Consider the following 19,025-nt stretch of genomic DNA (forward strand, 5'->3'; position numbering starts at 1 on the left):
CGTGCCGCTCGAAGTCGTCGAGTACACCGATCCCGCCTGCCCGTGGGCGTGGGGGTCGGAGCCGAAGTTCCGCCGGCTGCGTGCGGAACTTCCCGACGCCCGGTGGCGCCGGGTGTTCGGCATCCTCTTCGACGACGACGAGGACCCGGCGCCGGACCCCGCCGCCGAAGCGGCCTGGTACGCGAAGTTCATCGACGGCGTCACCGAGCACACCGGCGCCCCGAAACCGCCGCACCTGGCCTGGGTGGCGAAGTCGAGCTGGCCGGCGTCGCTGGCGGCGAAAGCCGCCGAGGCCCAAGGGGAAGCCGTAGCCGACCTCGTCCTGACGCGCCTGCGGGAGACGACGTTCGTGCACGGCACCCCGGCCGACGACACCGAGCGCGTGCTCGCCGCCGTCGAGGACGTGCCGGGCCTCGACGTCGCCGCCTTGCGGACGGCGATGGCGAGCGACGAGGTCCGCCGAGCCGTCCGCGACGACTGGCGCGAGACGCGCAACCCGTGTCCGGAAGTCCTCGACATCACCGCGCCCGGACCGCACAGCGGCCGCGCGAAACACCTCGAACACCACGTCCGCTACGCCCTGCCGACGGTGACCTTCACCGGTCCCGGCGGCCGGTTCGTCGTGCCCGGCTGGCGGCCGCTGCGCGAATACCTCGACGCCGCGCGGGCCGCGACGGTCCACTGTGGAGCCGTTCCCGGCTCGTGGGAACCCGGCCGCGAGCGTTGACTCTCCCGGGTCACCGGGGAAAATAGACACATGCCGGTGACTGATTGGCCCGGCCCCGCAACCCGAATCTCCGCGGCCCGACACCGCATTGGGGAGTTCCGCATGCCCTCGAAACCCCGGCTCGCCCTGCTCGTGGCCGCCCTGCTCGGCCTCACCACGCTCACCGCGTGCGGAACGTCCACATCGGACGCTTCCGGCGAAGTGGTGCTGCGCGTGGGTGACCAGACCGGTGCCACGCAGTCCCGGCTCAAGGCCGCCGGGCTGCTGGACAACCTGCCGTACCGGATCGAGTGGTCGCAGTTCGCCGCGGCGGTCAACCTGCACGAGGCCCTGCGCGCGGACGCGGTCGACATCGGCGGCGCCAACGACTCCCCGACCGTCACCGCGATCGCCGGCGGTTCCAAGATCAAGGTCGCCGCGGCCTGGACCAACGGCGGCAAGGGCACCTACCTCCTCGTGCCGAAGGACAGTCCCGCCCGGACGGTCGCCGACCTCAAGGGCAAGCGCATCTCCCCCACCACGCGCGGCAGCGTCGCGCACTTCCTGGTGATCGGCGCGCTCAAGCAGGCCGGGCTGACCGACAAGGACGTCACGCTGAACTTCCTCGCCCCCGCCGAAGCGAACGGTGCCTTCTCGACCGGCAACATCGACGCCTGGGCCACCTGGAGCGTCTACGCCGCCCGCGCCCGCGGCGAACTGGGTGCACGGGTGCTGTCCGACGGTGCGGGCATCAACTCCGGCCTCAACGTCCTCTCGGCCACCGACAAGGCACTGGGCGACCCGCGCAAGCGGACGGCGATCCAGGACTTCGCGAGCCGCGTCGACAAGAGCTACGCCTGGTCGAAGGCCAACCCCGACGCCTTCGACAAGTGGTACGCGGGGTTCGCCCACCAGTCACTCGCCATCGCCGCGCAGGTCCGCCCGGACGAGACGAACTACCAGCGCATCCCGGTCGACGCCGCGCTGGCCGCCCAGCTGCAGAAGACCTACGACACGTGGGTGCAGCAGGGCCTGTTCCCCGGCGGGAAGAAGCTGACCGAATACATCGACTCCGGGCTCGATCCCCGATGACGCGCGTCCTCGACCGGCCCGCCGCCACCGCGGTCCGGTTCCCCCACCGGGCCGTGTCCTGGCTGACGCCGCTCGCCGTGCTGGCGCTGTGGGAACTGCTCGCGCGGACCGGGCTCCTGCCGAAACAGGTGCTGCCGGCCCCGAGCAGCGTGCTGGCCAAGGCCGGCGACCTGATCGCCGACGGCGAGCTGCCCGCGAACCTGGTGGCCAGCGTCCAGCGCTCGGCCACCGGGTTCGCCATCGGCGCGAGCCTCGGCCTCGCGCTCGGCCTGCTCGTCGGACTGTCCAAAGTGGCCGAAGCGCTGCTGGACCGCAGCATCCAGATGGTCCGCGCGGTGCCGTTCCTGGCCATCCTGCCGCTGGTCATCGTCTGGTTCGGGATCGGCGAGGCCGGGAAGATCTTCCTGATCGCGCTCGGCACCGCCGTCCCGCTCTACCTGACCACCGTGCTCGGCATCCGCCAGATCGACCCGAAGCTGCTGGAGATGACCGACGTCGCCGGCCTCGGCCGGGCCGCGCAGATCCGCTGGGTCGTGCTGCCGGGTGCGCTGCCCTCGATCCTCGGCGGCCTGCGGCTGTCCCTGACGGCGGCCTGGCTCGCCCTGGTCATCGCCGAGACCCTCGGCGCCGACGCGGGACTCGGGTTCATGGCCACCAACGCCCGCGAATTCCTGCAGACCGACGTGATCGTGCTCGTCGTGCTCATCTACGCCGTGATCGGGATCCTCTGCGACCTCGTCACCCGCCTGCTCGAACGCCGCCTGCTGCGCTGGCACCCCACCTACGCCCGCCTGACCGCCTGACCCCCGAGGACCCGCCATGACGCTCTCCCGCCGCACGTTCCTGACCGCAGCCGGGCTCACCGCCCTCGCCGCCCCGCTCGCCGCGTGCGCGACCGGTTCGGCCGGCGGTGCCACGCAGGGCAAGGTCCGGCTGACCTACAGCACCATCTCCGTCCCGAAGGCCCGCGGTGTGCTCGAAAGAACGCTGAAGGACCAGGGCATCACCGTCGAGTGGGTGGGCCCGTTCCCGAACCACGCACCGACGCTGCAGGCCGTCGTCGGCGGCACCGCCGACTTCAGCTTCGGCGGCAGCACCACCCCGGCCGACCAGGCCATCCTGTCGGGCGCCGACCTCGTCTACGTCGCCTGGGCGGCGTCGACCCCGCGCACCACCGCGATCGTCGCCGGCGCGCACACCGGCATCGAGAAGGTCACCGACCTCGTGGGCAAGACGGTCGCGGTCAACAAGGCCGGGCTCGGCGAGTTCCTGCTGGTCGCCGCGCTGGAGAAGTACCACGTCCCCCGGGAATCGGTGAAGGTCACCTACCTCAACCCGCCCGAGGCGTCCGCCGCGTTCGGCGCCGGGAAGATCGACGCCTGGGCCATCTGGCAGGGCTTCCGGGAGATCGCCGAGGTCCAGTACGGCGCCAAGCCGATCTTCGTCGACGGCGACGAGCTGGACTTCCAGATCGACTTCACCAGCTACCTCGTCCGCCGCGACTACGCCCGGCAGAACGCCGACACGATCCGCAAGGTGATCGCCGCGTTCCGGGCCGACTACGACTGGCAGAACCAGCACTACAAGGAGTCCCTGGACATCGGCAACGCCGTCTCGCACTACCCGCAGGCGGTCCTGGACAAGATGGCCGCCAAGAACGTCCAGACGAAGCTGGCGCTGATCGACGACAACGGGATCGCGCAACTGCAGCGCGGGGCCGACTGGCTCACGAAGCGGAAGGTGCTCAGCGGCCCGATCACCGTCGCCGACCACGCGGTGAAGCTGTGAGCACCGCCGTGCGCGTGCGCGCGCTGAGCAAGAGCTTCGGGCCGCGGACCGTCCTCGACGGACTCGACCTCGACATCGCGCCCGGCGAGTTCGTCGCGCTGATCGGCGAAAGCGGCTGCGGCAAGACGACGTTGCTGCGGCTGCTGGCCGGGCTCGACGCGTCCGACGGCGGCGAGCTGGCCGCGCCGGCCGAGCGGATGGTCGTGTTCCAGGAGCACCGGTTGCTGCCGTGGCGGCGGGTGTGGCAGAACGTCGCCCTCGGCCTGCCCCGCGAGGCCGCCGCCCGCGCGCTGACCGAGGTCGGCCTGGCCGGGCACCTCGACGCCTGGCCGGTCACGCTCTCGGGCGGCGAGGCCCAGCGCGTGGCGCTGGCCAGGGCGCTGGTGCGCGAGCCGCGGCTGCTGCTGCTCGACGAGCCGTTCGCCGCCCTCGACGCGCTCACCCGGATCAAGATGCACGCCCTGGTCCGGGACCTGGTGGCCGCGCACCGCCCGGCGGTCCTGCTCGTCACCCACGACGTCGACGAGGCCATCCTCCTCGCCGACCGCGTGGTGGCGATGCGGTCCGGGCGGCTGGCGGCCGAGCACCGCGTCACCTTCGACGGCGAGCGCAGCCGCCGCAACCCCGAGTTCGAACAGCTGCGGCACCGGCTGCTCGCCGAGCTGGGAGTCGCCGAACTGGCGGAATCCCGGTGAAGGCCGACGTGCTGGTCGTCGGCGGCGGCCTCGCCGCGACGTGGACCGCCTTGGCCGCGGCCCAGGCGGGCGGGGACGTCGTGCTCGTGGACAAGGGCTACTGCGGCACCAGCGGCGTCACCGCGACCGCCGGGGTCACGCACTGGTTCGTCGAGCCCGAGCACCACGAGCGCGCGGTCGCCGAGCGGCACGCGCACGCCGGCGGGATAGCCGACGCCGAGCAGGCGCTGCGGGTCCTGCGCACGACGTGGGAGCGGTTGCCCACCCTGGACCGCTACTACCCCTTCCCGGTGCGGGACGGGAAACCCGACCGGACGAACAACGTGCGCGGGCCGGAGTACCTGCGCGCGATGCGCGGGCTCGTGCACCGCGCCGGCGTCCGGATCCTCGACCACCACCCGGCGCTGGAACTGCTCGTGCGCCCGGACGGTTCCGTGGGCGGCGCGGCCGGGATCCGGCGGCAGGCGGGCGGGCACTGGCAGGTGCACGCGGGCGCGGTCGTGCTGGCCACCGGCGGCACCGCGTTCCGCTCGCACCTGCTCGGCTCGCGCGGCAACACCGGCGACGGCCACCTCATGGCCGTCGAGGCCGGAGCGCGGCTGTCGGGCATGGAGTTCTCGAACTACTACACCCTCGCCCCGGCGTTCTCGACGATGGCGCGGTCGATGACGTACCTGTTCGGGACGTACACCGACGCCGACGGGCGGGTCATCGAGTTGCCGTCCGGGCCCGACCGCAACCGCGTCCTCGGCGCGGCCATGCTGCGCGGCCCGGTGTTCACCACGCTCGACCGCACGCCGGAGTGGGTGCGGCGGAAGATGCCCGTGGTGCAGCCCAACTTCCTGCTGCCGTTCACCCGCCGCGGCATCGACCCCTACACCCAGCCGTTCGAGGTCACCCTGCTCGGCGAGGGCACCATCCGCGGCGTCGGCGGCCTGGCCGTCGCGGCCCCGGACTGCGCCACCGGCGTGCCGGGCCTGTTCGCCGCGGGCGACGTCGCCAGCCGGGTCCCGGTCGTGGGCGCGATCTCCGGCGGCGGGTCGCCCAACTCGGCGTGGGCGGTTTCGTCGGGCACGTGGGCCGGACGCGCGGCGGTCCGGTACGCCCGCAGCACCACGCCTTCGCCGGTGCGGCCGATCGGACGCGCCGGGATCCGGCCGAGCGGCCCTCCGTCCGAAGTGGACACGGCCGCGGTGATCGACGTCGTCCGGGCGGAACTGAACGCCTACGACAAGAACATGTTCCGCGACGAGCCCGGCCTCCGGCGCTCACTGTCCACTCTGGATTGCCTGTGGACGGAGGTCGAGTCGGCGTTGACCGGCGAAGGCCGTGACGCGGTGACCGCGCGCGAAACCGCGTCGCTGGTCGCCGTGGGCCGCTGGGTCAAGGAAGCCGCGCTGCGGCGGCGCGAAACCCTCGGCACGCACTGGCGCACGGACCGGCAGGAGGCCGCCGCGTGATCGAACTCGTCCTCGCCGACCGCTGCATCGCCTGCGACAAGTGCGTCCGGGTGTGCCCCAGCGACGTCTTCGACGCCGTTCCGGAGGCCCCGCCCGTCATCGCGCGGCAGAGCGACTGCCAGACCTGCTTCCTGTGCGAGCTGTACTGCCCGGTCGACGCGCTGTTCGTCGACCCCGACTGCCACACGCCGGTGGCTGTCGACGAAGCCGCCGTCCGGGCCTCGGACTGGCCCGAGCAGTACCGGCGCGACTCCGGCTGGGGCCGGGCGCGCCGCACCCACGCCAACGAAAGCTGGCGGATGAGCGACATCTTCGCCGCCGCCCGCGCCCTGGGACAGGAGACCCCGTGACACTCGAATTCATCGGTTACGCCGCCGGCCGCCAGGCCAGCGAGATCATCGCGCCCGAAGGGCCCATCATCCAGCCCGGCTACCTGCGCGAAGTCGCCCGCACGCACGAGGCGGCCGGGTTCGACCGGGTGCTGATCGCCCAGTCGGCGAGCAGCCCGGACGGGTTCGTCCTCGCCGACCAGGTCCTCACGGCCACCGAGCGGCTCGGCGTGCTGCTCGCCCACCGCCCCGGGTTCGTGGCGCCGACCCAGCTCGCCCGCAAGTTCGCCACCCTGGACGCGTTCCACCCCGGCCGCATCGCGCTGCACGTCATCACCGGCGGCGACGACGCCGACCAGGCCCGCGACGGCGACTTCACCGACAAGCCCACCCGCTACCGCCGCACGGACGACTTCCTGACCGTGGTCCGCCGGACGTGGGACTCGGCCGAGCCGTTCGACCACGAAGGCGAGTTCTACCGGGTCCGCGGCGCACTCTCCGACGTCCGCCCGGCCGGCGGGATCCCGGTGTACTTCGGCGGCGCGTCCGCCGACGCGATCCGGGTCGGCGCGCAGCACGCCGACGTCTACGCCTTCTGGGGCGAGCCCCTGGCCGGGATCGCCGAGCGCATCGAGCAGGTCCGGGCCGCGGCCGGCGGCCGGGACATCGCGTTCAGCGTCAGCCTGCGGCCGATCCCCGCGGCCACCGAAGCCGAAGCCTGGGACCGGGCGCGAGAGATCCTGCGGCTGACCCAGGACCGCGTCGGCGAGTTCAAGGGCCGCCGGGATTCGAGCGAGGCCGTCGGCTCGCAGCGGCTCCTGGAGGCCGCGGCGACCGGTGACGTCGTCGACGAGCGGCTGTGGACGGCCGTGGCGAAGACGACCGGCGCCGCCGGGAACTCGACCGCGCTGGTCGGCAGCTACGAGCAGGTCGCGGAGTCGCTGCTGGACTACGTCCGGCTCGGCGTCGGCACGCTCCTGATCCGCGGGTTCTCGCCGCTGGCGGACGCCCGCGACTACGGCACCCTCGTCAAGCTGGTCCGGGAGCGCGCGGACGCCGTTACCGTCGGCGCATGAAACCGAGCACTTCGCACTGGGGCGCCTTCTCCGCCGAGGTCGACGCGGACGGCCGGCTGCGGGTCGAGCCGCACCCGGCCGACCCGGCGCCGTCGCCGCTGCTGGGCAACCTGGCCGCCGCGCTGGACCACCCGAGCCGGGTGGCCCGGCCGGCGGTCCGCCGCGGCTGGCTCGAGAACGGACCGGGCCCCGACGAGCGCCGCGGCCGCGACGAGTTCGTCGAGGTGCCCTGGGACGACGTCCTCGACCGGCTGGCCGCGGAACTGGACCGCGTCCGGACCGAGCACGGCAACCAGGCGATCTTCGGCGGCTCCTACGGCTGGGCGAGCGCCGGGCGGTTCCACCACGCGCAGAGCCAGCTGCACCGGTTCCTGAACACGATCGGCGGCTTCACGGCGTCGCGCAACACCTACAGCAACGGGACGTCGTCGGTGCTGCTGCCGCACGTCGTCGGCGACACGCACGCGGTGCTGCGCCAGGCGTCGACCTGGCCGACGATCGCCGAGCACACCGAGCTGATCGTCGCCTTCGGCGGTGTGCCGGAGAAGAACGTCTTCGTCACCCCGGGCGGGGTCACGGTCCACGGGACGCCCGGGCACCTCGCGCGGCTGCGGGCGCGGATCGCGCTCGTCAGCCCGCTGCGCGACGACCTCCCGTCCACTGTGGACGCCCGCTGGTACCCGATCCGGCCCGCCACCGACACCGCGCTGATGCTCGCGCTGGCGCACACGCTCGTCGAGGAAGGCTTGCACGACCGGGAGTTCCTCGACCGCTACTGCGTCGGCTACCCGGAGTTCGAGCGGTACCTGCGCGACAAGAGCCCGGAGTGGGCGGCCGGGATCACCGGCATCCCGGCCGCCGACATCGTCGCGCTGGCCCGGGAGATGGCCGCGCACCGGACGCTGGTCACGGTCACGTGGTCGCTGCAGCGCACCGAACACGGCGAGCAGCCGGTCTGGGCGGGCATCGCGCTGGCCGCGGTGCTGGGCCAGATCGGGCTGCCGGGCGGCGGGTTCGGCCACGGCTACGGCTCGATGGGCGACGTCGGCGACACCGGGCCCGAGCTGCGGGTCCCGTACCTGCCGCCGGGCGTGAACCCGGTGCGCGAGTTCATCCCGGTCGCGCGGATCGCCGACCTGCTGCTGCACCCGGGCGAGACGTACGACTACGACGGCGAAGCCCGCCGCTACCCCGACACGCGGCTCGTCTACTGGGCCGGCGGGAACCCGTTCCACCACCACCAGGACCTCAACCGCCTGCGCCGCGCGTTCACCCGGCCGGACACGATCGTCGTCCACGAACCGCACTGGACGGCGACGGCCCGGCACGCCGACATCGTCCTGCCCGCGACGACCGCGCTGGAGCGCGAGGACCTCGGCTCCGGCCGCCGGGACACGCACCTGATCGCGATGCACCGGATCGCGCCGCCCGCCGGAGAAGCCCGCGACGACTACGCGATCTTCGCGGAGCTGGCGGTCCGGCTCGGCGTCGCCGAGGCGTTCACCGAAGGCCGATCCGCCCGGGAGTGGCTGGAGCACCTCTACACCGGCTGGCGCGACACCCCGTCGTTCGAGCGGTTCTGGGCCGACGGCGAGCTGCGGCTGCCGCCCGGGCGCGAGCACCACACGCTGTTCGCCGACTTCCGCGCGGACCCGGTGGCGCACCCCCTGAAGACGCCCAGCGGCCGCATCGAGATCACGTCGGCGACGATCGCTGGCTTCGGCTACCCGGACTGCCCGGGCCACCCGGTCTGGCTGCCGCCGACCGAGTCCGGGCCGCTGTGGCTGATCGCCAACCAGCCGCACACCCGCCTGCACAGCCAGCTCGACGCCGGCGACGTCAGCAGCGCGGGCAAGGTGGCCGGCCGCGAGCGGATCCGCCTGAACCCGGCCGACGCGGCGGCCCGCGGCATCACGACCGGCGACGTCGTCCGGGTGTTCAACAGCCGGGGCGCCTGCCTGGCGGGCGCGGTGCTCGACGACGCCCTCCGCCCCGGCGTCGTCCAGCTCCCGACGGGCGCGTGGTTCGACCCGGTCGAGGACCACCCCACGGGCCCGCTGTGCGCCCACGGCAACCCGAACGTCCTGACCGCCGACATCCCGTCTTCGCGGCTGTCGCAGGGCTGCGCCGGCCAGCACGCGGCCGTCGACGTCGAACGCTTCACCGGCCCGGCCCCGCGCGTGCGGGCCCTGCACCCCCCGCTTCGGAAAGGACGCTGATGATCGCCCTCCAGTCCGTGACGTCCGAGAGCCACCTGCGCGAAGCCTTCGGCTGCTTCCCCTCCGGCGTCACCGCGGTGTGCGCGCTCGTCGACGGCGTGCCCCGCGGGATGGCCGCCAGCTCGTTCACGTCGGTTTCGCTCTCGCCCCCGCTGGTGTCGATCTGCATCCAGCGGACGTCGTCGACCTGGCCGCTGCTGCGGGACCGCCCGCGGCTCGGCCTCAGCGTCCTCGCCGAGGGCCAGGACGACGCCTGCCTCCGCCTGTCGGCCCGCGGCGACCGCTTCCGAGACGTCGACTGGGAACCCGGCCCCGACGACAGCGTGTTCATCAGCGGGTCCAGCGCGTGGCTGGAGTGCGCCCCGCACGCGGAACTCCCGGCCGGCGACCACGTGATCGCCCTGCTGGAGATTTACCGCCTGCACACGGCGGGGACCCCGCCGCTGGTGTTCCACGGAAGCCGGTTCCGCCGGCTCGCCGCCGGTTGAAGGCTCACCGGTCAGCGGGCAGCGGCGCCGAGTTCGATCATCAGGACGCCCGCCGCGATCAGCCCGACGCCGGCCGCCATCCGCTTGGTCAGGGCGTCCTTGAAGAACACCCGCGCACCGATCGCCGTCAACGCGACCCCGCACGCCGCCCAGACGCCGTAGGCGATCCCGACCGGCAGGCCGTGGGCGAGCGCGACCGCCAGCAACCCGAAGGCACCGAGGTAGCCGGCCGCGACGGGCACGAGCCAGCGCTTCCGCTTCAAGCCCTCCGACGCGCGCAGGGACAGCGTGGCCGCCACTTCCGACAGGATGGCGCCGGCCAGCAACAGCCACGTCACGAGCGCTCCTCGCGTTCGTGGCCGGTCTCCACCAGCACCACCCCCGCGATGACGGCGGCGATCCCGATGCCGATCAGCGGCGTGAACGGCTCGGCGAACAGCACCGTGCCGAGGACCGCGGTCAGCGCGACCCCCGCCGCGGCCCAGATGCCGTAGACGACACCGACCGGGACGCCCAGGCGCAGCAGCACGGACAGCGCCACGAAGGCACCGGCGTACCCCGCGACGGTCAGCGCCGCCCACCAGGGGTGGTCGATCGACGCCCGCAGCGCCAGCGTCGCCGCGACCTCCAGCACGATCGCGGCGGCCAGGACCGCCCATTTCCGCATCGTGGCTCCTCGCCTTCCCAGGGCCACGCCGTCGGGGCCGCATCGTTCACTTCGCCGGTGAGCCTACGCAACGCCGAGAGGTGCCCGCAAAACCTGAACGTGACTTTGTTTCATGTCTATCCTACGCTGAGCCGATGACCCGGGACACCGTGCCGCTGGAGGACGAGCGCCAGGCCGTCGTCGAGGCGTGCCACGAACTGGCCGGCGCCGGACTGCTGATCGGCACCTCCGGGAACGTCAGCGTGCGCGCGGGCGACCTCGTCGCGGTGACCGCGACCGGTGTCGTGCTCGGGCGGGCGACGCCGGCGCAGGTGACCGTCGTCGACCTGGCCGGGACCGTCGTCTCCGGCGACCTCGCGCCGACCTCGGAACTGGAGCTGCACCTCGGGATCTACCGCCGCGGTGGTGCCGGGGCGGTCGTGCACACGCACTCGCCGCAGGCGACCGCGGTCTCCCTGGTCCTCGACGAACTCCCCTGCGTGCACTACCAGCAGCTCCTGCTCGGCGGGGCCGTCCGCGTCGCGCCGTTCGCCGTCTTCGGCAGCGACGAGCTGGCCGAGCACGTGTGGACCGCGCTGGCGGGCAAATCGGCCGCGCTGATGGCCAACCACGGCGCCGTCGTGCACGGCACGGGGCTGCGGACGGCGGTGGACAACGCGCTGCTGCTCGAGTGGGTCTGCGAGCTCTACCGGCGGGCCGCCTCGCTCGGCACGCCCCGGGTCCTGGCCGCCGCCCAGCAATCGGCGGTGGTGGAAGCCGCGCTGCGGCGGGGGTACGGCCGGACCCGGCGGATCGAGGAGGATCGGTGACGCAGACGGTGATCACGCTCGGCGCGCACGTGTTCGACGTGCAGGTCCGGCCGGTGGCCGCGATCCCGCCCGGGCAGGGCGCGGCCCTGGTGGAGCAGATCCGGTTCGGCCCGGCGGGCACCGCGGCCGGGACCGCGCTGACGCTGGCCAAGCTCGGCGCGGCGGTCCGCACCGCCGGCGCGATCGGCACCGACCCGATCGGCGACCTGCTGCTGGCCATGCTGGCCCGGTACGGCATCGACACGTCGCTGGTGGTCCGCCGCGCGGACGTGCAGACCTCGGCGTCGGTGCTGCCGATCCGCCCGGACGGCAGCCGGCCCGCCTTCCACGTCCCCGGCGCCAACCTCACCTACGGGCCGGACGACATCGCGGCCGCCGAACTCGCACGGGCGACGCACCTGCACCTCGGTGCACCCGAGCTGATGGGCGGGGAGAACGCGGCGAAGATCCTCGCCCCGGCCCGGGAAGCCGGGGTGGTCACCTCGGCCGACCTGCTCGCCCCGGGCGATCCCGGGGTGCTGGCCTGGATCGCGCCCGTCCTGCCCCACCTCGACTACCTGCTGCCGAACGAACAGCAGGTACTGGGCCTCACCGGCGCCGAGACGCTCGAAGACGGCGCCCGGGCGCTGATCGAGCGGGGCGCCGGCTGTGTCGCCGTCACCCGCGGCGCCCGGGGTGCCCTGGTCGTCACGGCGGAGGAGGTGCTCGCCGTGCCGGCGTTCGCGGTCGACGTCGTCGACACCACCGGCTGCGGTGACGCGTTCTCCGCCGGTTTCCTCCGCGGCATCGGCCTCGGCCGTTCGCCGCGCGCGGCCGCCGTGCTCGGTTCGGCCGCCGCGGCCCTGGTCGCCCAGGGGCTGGGCAGCGACCACGGCGAGTTCGACCTCGCCGCCGCCGACGCGTTCGCCGCGGCCACGCCCACACTGGGGACCGCCGAGGCGCCGCGCTGAAGATCGGCTACCGGCCCGGCACGTCCCACTTCGGCATCCGCCCTGATCGTGCGGCGCTTCCCGTGCTGCCGAACCGATCGCTCGCATCACTTGCCGCGGATCGGCGGCGAAACCGACGGTTCCGCCGCCGCCGAGATCATTTCCGTTCCTCCAGCGAAGCGAGGTCGATACCGAAGAGGGCGCAGGCGTTTCCTGCGGTGAACTTGTCGCGGGCTTCGCCGGCCGGGAATTCGGCGAGGAACTTTTCGATGTCCGCCTTGACCGGCTTCTGGAAGGGGTAGTCGGTCGAGAACAGCAGCCGGTCGGGCGTCGTGACCTCCAGGACGTGGCGGAGCAGGGCGGGGTTGAACATCCCGGAACTGGTGATGTGGACGTGGGCGCGGACGTAGTCCGACACCTTCCGGTCCAGGCCCGCGACGCCCGAGAGGCTGTCGGCGCGGTCGGTCCAGAACAGCAGCAGCTCGCCCCAGTGGCCGAGCACGAGCTGCAGGCCGGGGTGGCGGTCGAAGGTGCCGCGGACGATCAGGCGCAGGGCGGCGAGCGCCGCCTCCAGGTGCCAGCCCCAGCCGAACGTCGCCAAGGCCAGGTCGGTCATCGGATCGAAGCCGCTGTAAGCGGCTTCGCGGACCGCGCGGGCCGGGATCTGCGGGTGGATGAAGATCGGCTGCCGCAGCGCCGCGGCCGTGGCGAACAGCTCGTCGTAGCGCGGGTCGTCGAGCGGCGTCCCGCCCGTCCGCCCGTAGACCATCGCTCCGGCGAACCCGAGACCGGCCGCGCGTTCCAGCTCCGCGGCGGCGGCCGCCGGGTCCGCCATCGGCAGGGTGGCGAAGGCCCGAAACCGCGTGGGGTGCCTGCGGACCGCCTCGGCGGCGACGTCGTTGGCCCGCCGGCTCAGCGTCCGCGCGGCCGCCGGCTCCAGCGGGTGGGTCCCGGGCGGCGCCAGCGAGAGGATCTGCAGGTCGACACCCTGGGCGTCCATCGCCGCGATGCGGGCGTCGCCGATGTCGTCGAGGCGTTCGAGGTTGTCGCCCAGCTCGTCGAGCACGACGCTCGCGTCACCCCGGTCGTCCGGGAGTGCCTTCACCGCCGCGGTGAGCTCGGGCAGGTTCCAGTGTTCTTCGATCGCGATCAGGGCCACGCCAGGCCTCCCGGTCCGGGCGATCCGCTCAACCGCCGTTGAGTGAGACGGTACACGAATCGCTCAACGGCTGTAGAGTGAAGCCATGACCGAGACGTCCCGCGACGCCAAACGCGCCCGTACCGCCCGGCGGATCCTCGAAGCCGCCCGGCAGGAGTTCGCGGCCCGGGGCTTCGAGGGCGCCACGATCCGGGGCATCGCCGCCGTGGCGGGTGTGGACGCCTCCCTGGTGATGCAGCACTACGGCTCGAAGGCGGCCCTGTTCACCGCCGCGGTCCAGCTGCCCGGCGACGACGCCGAGAGCGCCGCCGAGCACCTGCTGGAGGTCCTCGCCAACCGGCTGCGCGAACTGCCCCCGGAGACGAGCGCGCTCGTCCGGTCCATGCTCACCGTGCCGGAAGCCGCCGACTCGATGCGGTCCTACCTCGACGAACGCGTCGAGAACCTCGCCAGGTCACTGACCGGCGACGACGCCCACCTGCGCGCCCTGATCACCGTGAGCGGCATCCTCGGCCTGACGATCACGCAGCACTTCCTGAAGTTGCGCGCCTTCGAGGGTGCTTCCCACGAAGAGCTGCTGCGGGCCGCGCGCGGCTGGACCGAATACTTGTCGCGCGACTCGTGAGCCGGCCGGTCCGGTGCAACCCGGCGGCCCGGTCGTCGCGTCCGGGGAGTACCGAACGAGGGAGGCACGTCCATGCGCAGGCTGTCCGCCGTCGCCGTCGCCGCCGCGGTCCTGGTCGTCCTGGGGGCCACGGCGTGCGGTGGCACCACCCGGGTCGCGTCGACCGACCCACTGTGCGCCGCCGTCTACGAGCCGCGCGAACTCGTCGACAGCGGGCCGCTGTACCCGCCGTTGCCCGCCGTGGCGGACGGGACTCGCGGCGAAACCCGCAGCACCGATGCCGCCGCGATCAAGAAGGTCGCCGCCGCCGCGTGCGACCTGCCCGAACCGCCGCCGGACCCGGTCTGCACCGCCGAACTCGGGCCGAGCTACCGGCTCCGGTTCACCGACACCGCGAACCGGACGACGACCCTCACCGCCGCCGCGTACGGCTGCCAGTTCGTCGAAGGGCTGGCGACCGAGCGGGCCGGCGCGCGGCCGTTGTGGGAGGCGCTGGCCGCGGCCGGGCTCCCCGGACCGGGCGCGCGCTGAGCCGTCCACAAAGGACAGAGACTGGACCACCGCGAAAACTGGTCCGGCTACGAAAGGGCAGCGTCGGGGGCCGTCAGTACCCGACCCGGCCCGCCGGATATTGACCCCGCGGAAACGCTTACCTACCGTCCGGTCACCGTTCCCGGTGGACGCGGGGCCGTCCGGCCGCGCGGAAACCGCCCATCCCGAGGAGGTGCCATGCTGTCGAGGCGTACCTTCGTCACCGCCGGCCTGGTCGCCGCCGCGGCGAGCACGCCGCTGTGGTCCGCCGTCACCACGCCGAAAGCCCGCGCCGCCGCGGCCTTGCCGTTGACCCTGAAGAACAATTCGGGCAGCGGCACCGTCTACGCCTACATCAGCGGCGCGGACACCGCGGGCCGCCCCGGCTTCGTCACCGCCGACGGCCGGTTCCACCCGCTGGCCAACCCCTCCTCGCCGGTGACGCCGATCCCGGACTACGCCATCGCGCTCGGCGGATCGGGTTCCCAGCTCACGGTGACGCTGACCGACTACCTCATCGGCGGCCGGGTGTGGTTCTCGGTGGACAAGAAGATCCAGTTCTTCGTCAACCCCGGACCCGGACTGGTGCAGCCCGGTTTCACCAGCTCGGACCCGAACTGGCAGACGAACTGGACGTTCTGCGAGTTCACCTACAACAGCGCGAACCTCTACGCGAACATCAGCTACGTCGACATGGTGGCGCTGCCGGTGTCGATGGCCACCACGGGCGCGGCGGGCGCCCAGTCGGTCAGCCCGCTGCCCAGCGGCGCGCTCGGGAGCATCGCCGACGGGCTGCGCGCGCAGCACAACGCCGACGGCGCGCCGTGGGACCGGCTGGTCGTCACCGACTCCGCCGGCAAGGTCGTGCGGGTGCTCGCGCCCGGCCACTCCCCCGTCGACTTCGGCGGGTACTGGACGAACTACCTCAACGCCGTCTGGGACCACTACCGCTCGACGCCGCTGACGATCAACGGGCAGGGCGGCATCGGCTCCTACACCGGCACGGTCAGCGGCGACGCGATCGTGTTCGCCGGCCTCAACACCAACGGCGTGCCGTTCACCAAGCCGAGCGCGGCCGACATCTTCGGCTGCGCGAGCGGGCCGCTGTACAACTCCGGCAGCGATGCCCGCGGCGCGGTCGCCGCCCGGCTGGCCGCCGCGCTGAACCGCAGCAGCCTGCTGGTGGCCGGCGGCAACAACCAGCCCGACGGCGTTCCGCCGTCGCAGTACTACCGCGACGCCACCACGAACCACTACGCGCGCCTGGTGCACCAGTACGCGTCGATCGGCTACGCCTTCCCGTACGACGACGTCGGCCCGACCGGCGCCCAGCCCGTCGACGGCCACCTGCAGGACCCGGCGCCGACGTCGTGGACGGTCTCGCTGGGCCCGGGCGCGGGCGGCGGCACGACCCCGCCGGGCTCCGGCGGCACGAGCGCGTACTCGACGATCCAGGCGGAGGCGTACAACGCCCAGAGCGGCACCCAGAACGAGACGTGCTCGGACTCCGGCGGCGGCGTGGACGTCGGCTGGATCGCCGACGGCGACTGGCTGAAGTACGCCCGCGTCGACTTCGGCTCGAGCTCGCCGAACCAGTTCGTCGCCCGCCTGGCGTCGGGCGCGGCGGCCGGCGTCAGCGGCGCCATCCGCGCCCGCCTGGACAGCGTCACGGGCCCGGTGATCGCCGAAATCGACTTCGCGAACAACGGCGGCTGGCAGCAGTGGCAGACGGTGCCGGCCAACGTCGTCGCTTCCGCAACCGGGGTGCACGACCTGTACCTCACGTTCTCGGGGAGCGCGTCGGACTTCGTCAACGTCAACTGGTTCACCTTCACCCGCTAGCGGCGTCCGTCCCGCAGCGCGAAACCGCGCCCGCCCCCCGGTGGCGGGCGCGGTTTCGCGACTTTCGGGGGTATGGCCCGTTTGTGCCGGGCCGACACACTGTGCGTGCCGGTACGGTGACCACGGGTTCCGACCGGACCTCCATCCGTGCGGCGTGAGGAGATCACCCGATGGCGTCAAGGTCCCTGTCCCGGCTCGCCCTCGCGGCGTCCGGCGTGCTGCTGACGAGCCTGGTCGGCGGCACCGCCGCCGCGCAGACGGCGGACACGCCGGTGTTCTGGCGCGTCCCGGCCACCGCCGTCCAGGCGCACGCGCTCGCCGCAGCCGGTTTCGACGTCGAAGAAGGCGACGCCGGGAGCGTGCACGTCGTCGGCGGCCAGGCCGTCGCCGCGAAGCTGCAGGCACTCGGCTACCGGCCCTCGTTCTTCGACACCGTCTACAAGGAACTGCCGGCCCGGACCGAGAGCCTGGCGGCGGACACCTTCTACGGCGGCTACCGGACCGTCACCGCGCACGAGAACCACCTCGCGGCGGTCGCCTCGGCGCACCCCGACCTCGCCACGAAGTACACGATCGGGCAGTCGTGGAAGAAGGCGAAGGGCCAGGGCGGCCACGACGTCCAGGCGATCTGCCTGACGAAGAAGCAGACCGGTGACTGCACGCTGTCGACGACGTCGAAGAAGCCGAAGTTCTTCCTGATGGCGCAGATCCACGCGCGCGAGCTGTCGACGGGCGAGCTCGCCTGGCGCTGGATCGACTACCTCGCCGACGGCTACGCCTCCGACGCCACCGCGAAGTCCATTCTGGACAGCACCGAGGTGTGGGTGGTGCCGATCGCCAACCCCGACGGCGTCGACATCGTCGCCTCCGGCGGCAACTCGCCCAAGCTGCAGCGCAAGAACGCCGACAACTCCCGCGGCGGCTGCACGGGCACCGGCATCGGCGTCGACCTCAACCGCAACTCGACGTTCAAGTGGGGCGGCGACTCCAACTCCGCCTGCGCCGAGACCTACCAGGGCGTGAGCGCGGGTTCGGAGCCCGAGGTGCAGGCGCTGGAGAAGCTCGCCCGCGCGATCTTCCCGGACCAGCGCGGCACCGGGAACGACGACCCGGCGCCCGCGACCGCCCAGGGCACGATGATCACGCTGCACAGCTACGGCAACGACATCATCATCCCGTGGGGCTTCACCCAGGCGACCTCGCCGAACGACGCCCAGTACCGCAAGCTCGGTGCGAAGTACGCCGCGTCCAACGGCTACCTCGTCGGCACCAACGAGGAGACGGTCGGCTACGACACGACCGGCACCACCGACGACTTCACCTACGGCGAACTCGGCGTCGCCAGCGTGACGTTCGAGGTCGGCGGCTCGAGCGGCACGTGCGGTGGCTTCCTGCCGCGCTACACCTGCGTCGACAGCACGTTCTGGCCGAAGAACAAGGGCGCGCTGATCACCGCGGCGAAGGCCGCCGCGGCCCCGTACCAGCAGTGAGTCACGGGCGGCAGGCGTAGATGCAGTTCTGCGGGCGCGGGGAGCCGAGCACTTCGACGTGCCGGAACCCCGCGTCCGCGAGCATTTCCGCCGCCTTTTCGGTGCCCCACACGGCCCCCAGCGCGGCGCCGCCTTCGGCCAGCGACGTCGTGGTGCAGTACATCAGGCTGATCGAGTAGGTCAGGGCGGCCAGCGGGTGGCCGACGTTCTTTTCCAGGTGGCTCGAGAAATTGGTGTCCACCATGAAGAACAGCCCGTCGGGCGCGAGCGCGCGGCGGACCCGCCGCAGCACGACGTCCGGCCGGTCCTGGTCGTGGACGGCGTCGAACGCGGTGATCAGGTCGTAGGGCGGATCGGCGGTGAGCTCGGCGGCGTCCCCGACGACGAAATCGGCGTTGGGGAGGCGCTGTTCGTTCGCTTGCTCGACGACGGCCGGGTTGATGTCGAGGCCGGTGAAGTGCGAGGCGGGGAAGGCCCGGGCGGCGACGGCGACGGCGTGGCCGGTCCCGCAACCGAGGTCGAGCACGCGCGCGCCGGCGGTCAGCCGCTCGGTGAGGCCGGGGACCGCGCCGAAGAAGCCGTCGACCAGGTGTTCGCGGTAGATGTGCTGCCAGCTGTCGCCGGTTTTCGCGCCGAGGGTTTCGAGGTGGGGCCCGTAGGCCGACCTCGGGACGCCACCGCCTTCGGCGAACGCGCGTTCCAGCTCGGGCAGGACGCCGGTGAACGCCGAAAGGGTCAGCAGTGCCGGCATCAGGTTCGCAGCGGTCTCGCCGAGCAGGAATTTCGCGTGCTCGGGCGGGAAAGTGTACTCGCGGCCGTCGTAGGTGAAGACACTGCCGGTGACCATGGCCCCGAGCCACTCGCGGACGTAGCGTTCCTGCAGCCCGGCGCGCGCGGCGAGCCCGGCGCTGGTGGCGGGCCCCCGCGCGGCCGCGGCGAGAAGGCCGGTGCGGTGCCCGATGCCGATCAGCATGGTGAGGGCGCTGCCGGTCATGGTGGCCGTGAGGTGCGCGGCGAAGTCCTTCTCCTCCATGGGTGAAGCCTACCCGCCGCCGGCTCGGTCCGATGTGGACGATCACGGCGCGCGGGAGCCGTGCGCCGGACCGGCCCGGGCGGCTGC

Annotated in this window: 20 protein-coding genes; 16 read left to right on the forward strand and 4 right to left on the reverse strand. The window is 72.9% G+C overall.

The features are described from left to right. Nucleotide 1 precedes the first annotated feature (1 nt). The 10 genes from ACLJPY_RS28235 to ACLJPY_RS28280 all read left to right on the forward strand — a co-directional run bounded on the left by ACLJPY_RS28235 (nucleotide 2) and on the right by ACLJPY_RS28280 (nucleotide 9,853). Nucleotides 2-727, forward strand: coding sequence for a DsbA family protein (locus ACLJPY_RS28235; protein ID WP_410592916.1), 726 nt, complete (start codon nucleotides 2-4; stop codon nucleotides 725-727). Between the two features lie 102 nt (nucleotides 728-829). Then, nucleotides 830-1,798, forward strand: coding sequence for an ABC transporter substrate-binding protein (locus ACLJPY_RS28240; RefSeq protein WP_410592917.1), 969 nt, complete (start codon nucleotides 830-832; stop codon nucleotides 1,796-1,798). Then, entirely contained in the window at nucleotides 1,795-2,601 is an 807-nt protein-coding gene (locus tag ACLJPY_RS28245; RefSeq protein ID WP_410592918.1) for an ABC transporter permease subunit, read from the forward strand. Before ACLJPY_RS28240 ends, ACLJPY_RS28245 begins: the two co-directional genes overlap by 4 nt. A 16-nt stretch (nucleotides 2,602-2,617) precedes the next feature. Next, the gene (locus ACLJPY_RS28250; RefSeq protein WP_410592919.1) at nucleotides 2,618-3,586 is read left to right on the forward strand and encodes an ABC transporter substrate-binding protein; all 969 of its coding nucleotides are present in this window, start codon (nucleotides 2,618-2,620) and stop codon (nucleotides 3,584-3,586) included. Beyond that, complete coding sequence (locus ACLJPY_RS28255; RefSeq protein ID WP_410592920.1) at nucleotides 3,583-4,281, forward strand: ABC transporter ATP-binding protein; 699 nt, start codon at nucleotides 3,583-3,585, stop codon at nucleotides 4,279-4,281. The genes ACLJPY_RS28250 and ACLJPY_RS28255 overlap by 4 nt, the downstream gene beginning before the upstream one ends. Beyond that, complete coding sequence (locus tag ACLJPY_RS28260; RefSeq protein WP_410592922.1) at nucleotides 4,278-5,741, forward strand: FAD-dependent oxidoreductase; 1,464 nt, start codon at nucleotides 4,278-4,280, stop codon at nucleotides 5,739-5,741. The genes ACLJPY_RS28255 and ACLJPY_RS28260 overlap by 4 nt, the downstream gene beginning before the upstream one ends. Beyond that, nucleotides 5,738-6,091, forward strand: coding sequence for a 4Fe-4S binding protein (locus tag ACLJPY_RS28265; protein WP_410592923.1), 354 nt, complete (start codon nucleotides 5,738-5,740; stop codon nucleotides 6,089-6,091). The genes ACLJPY_RS28260 and ACLJPY_RS28265 overlap by 4 nt, the downstream gene beginning before the upstream one ends. After that, nucleotides 6,088-7,146, forward strand: coding sequence for an LLM class flavin-dependent oxidoreductase (locus ACLJPY_RS28270; protein ID WP_410592924.1), 1,059 nt, complete (start codon nucleotides 6,088-6,090; stop codon nucleotides 7,144-7,146). Before ACLJPY_RS28265 ends, ACLJPY_RS28270 begins: the two co-directional genes overlap by 4 nt. Then, nucleotides 7,143-9,365: a molybdopterin-dependent oxidoreductase gene (locus ACLJPY_RS28275; protein WP_410592926.1), complete on the forward strand. Its 2,223-nt coding sequence runs from the start codon at nucleotides 7,143-7,145 to the stop codon at nucleotides 9,363-9,365. The genes ACLJPY_RS28270 and ACLJPY_RS28275 overlap by 4 nt, the downstream gene beginning before the upstream one ends. Next, on the forward strand, nucleotides 9,365-9,853 hold the full coding sequence (locus ACLJPY_RS28280; protein ID WP_410592927.1) for a flavin reductase family protein: 489 nt from the start codon (nucleotides 9,365-9,367) through the stop codon (nucleotides 9,851-9,853). Before ACLJPY_RS28275 ends, ACLJPY_RS28280 begins: the two co-directional genes overlap by 1 nt. Before the next feature lie 11 nt (nucleotides 9,854-9,864). Here the strand turns inward: ACLJPY_RS28280 and ACLJPY_RS28285 are convergent, their stop codons facing one another. Together ACLJPY_RS28285 and ACLJPY_RS28290 are read right to left on the reverse strand one after the other, a co-directional pair. Further along, the gene (locus ACLJPY_RS28285; RefSeq protein ID WP_410592928.1) at nucleotides 9,865-10,191 is read right to left on the reverse strand and encodes a DMT family transporter; all 327 of its coding nucleotides are present in this window, start codon (nucleotides 10,189-10,191) and stop codon (nucleotides 9,865-9,867) included. After that, nucleotides 10,188-10,520 carry a DMT family transporter gene (locus tag ACLJPY_RS28290; RefSeq protein WP_410592930.1) on the reverse strand — a complete coding sequence of 111 codons (333 nt, stop codon included), beginning with the start codon at nucleotides 10,518-10,520 and terminating at the stop codon, nucleotides 10,188-10,190. Before ACLJPY_RS28290 ends, ACLJPY_RS28285 begins: the two co-directional genes overlap by 4 nt. Nucleotides 10,521-10,654: 134 nt before the next feature. Between ACLJPY_RS28290 and ACLJPY_RS28295 the strand changes: the two genes are divergently transcribed. Both ACLJPY_RS28295 and ACLJPY_RS28300 read left to right on the forward strand, forming a co-directional pair. Continuing rightward, a complete protein-coding gene (locus tag ACLJPY_RS28295; protein ID WP_410592931.1) occupies nucleotides 10,655-11,329 on the forward strand; it encodes a class II aldolase/adducin family protein in 675 nt (224 codons plus the stop codon). Then, a complete protein-coding gene (locus tag ACLJPY_RS28300; protein ID WP_410592932.1) occupies nucleotides 11,326-12,279 on the forward strand; it encodes a carbohydrate kinase family protein in 954 nt (317 codons plus the stop codon). The genes ACLJPY_RS28295 and ACLJPY_RS28300 overlap by 4 nt, the downstream gene beginning before the upstream one ends. Before the next feature lie 136 nt (nucleotides 12,280-12,415). On the opposite strand, the gene ACLJPY_RS28305 is transcribed toward ACLJPY_RS28300, so the two are convergent. After that, on the reverse strand, nucleotides 12,416-13,417 hold the full coding sequence (locus ACLJPY_RS28305; RefSeq protein WP_410592934.1) for an amidohydrolase family protein: 1,002 nt from the start codon (nucleotides 13,415-13,417) through the stop codon (nucleotides 12,416-12,418). An 85-nt stretch (nucleotides 13,418-13,502) separates the two neighbouring features. On the opposite strand from ACLJPY_RS28305, the gene ACLJPY_RS28310 reads away from it, so the two are divergent. The 4 genes from ACLJPY_RS28310 to ACLJPY_RS28325 all read left to right on the forward strand — a co-directional run bounded on the left by ACLJPY_RS28310 (nucleotide 13,503) and on the right by ACLJPY_RS28325 (nucleotide 17,905). After that, the gene (locus ACLJPY_RS28310; RefSeq protein ID WP_410592935.1) at nucleotides 13,503-14,042 is read left to right on the forward strand and encodes a TetR family transcriptional regulator; all 540 of its coding nucleotides are present in this window, start codon (nucleotides 13,503-13,505) and stop codon (nucleotides 14,040-14,042) included. Between the two features lie 72 nt (nucleotides 14,043-14,114). Then, nucleotides 14,115-14,573 carry a hypothetical protein gene (locus ACLJPY_RS28315; RefSeq protein ID WP_410592936.1) on the forward strand — a complete coding sequence of 153 codons (459 nt, stop codon included), beginning with the start codon at nucleotides 14,115-14,117 and terminating at the stop codon, nucleotides 14,571-14,573. A gap of 198 nt (nucleotides 14,574-14,771) precedes the next feature. Further along, a complete protein-coding gene (locus tag ACLJPY_RS28320; protein WP_410592938.1) occupies nucleotides 14,772-16,415 on the forward strand; it encodes a beta-1,3-glucanase family protein in 1,644 nt (547 codons plus the stop codon). A gap of 170 nt (nucleotides 16,416-16,585) precedes the next feature. Beyond that, entirely contained in the window at nucleotides 16,586-17,905 is a 1,320-nt protein-coding gene (locus ACLJPY_RS28325) for a M14 family zinc carboxypeptidase (protein ID WP_410592940.1), read from the forward strand. 1 nt (nucleotide 17,906) lies between these two features. Here ACLJPY_RS28325 and ACLJPY_RS28330 read toward each other — a convergent pair whose 3' ends face one another. After that, nucleotides 17,907-18,938, reverse strand: a complete 1,032-nt coding sequence (locus ACLJPY_RS28330; RefSeq protein ID WP_410592942.1) for a class I SAM-dependent methyltransferase — start codon at nucleotides 18,936-18,938, stop codon at nucleotides 17,907-17,909. Nucleotides 18,939-19,025: the final 87 nt, after the last annotated feature.

This window comes from Amycolatopsis sp. lyj-23 (assembly GCF_046549135.1).
Classification (GTDB): domain Bacteria; phylum Actinomycetota; class Actinomycetes; order Mycobacteriales; family Pseudonocardiaceae; genus Amycolatopsis.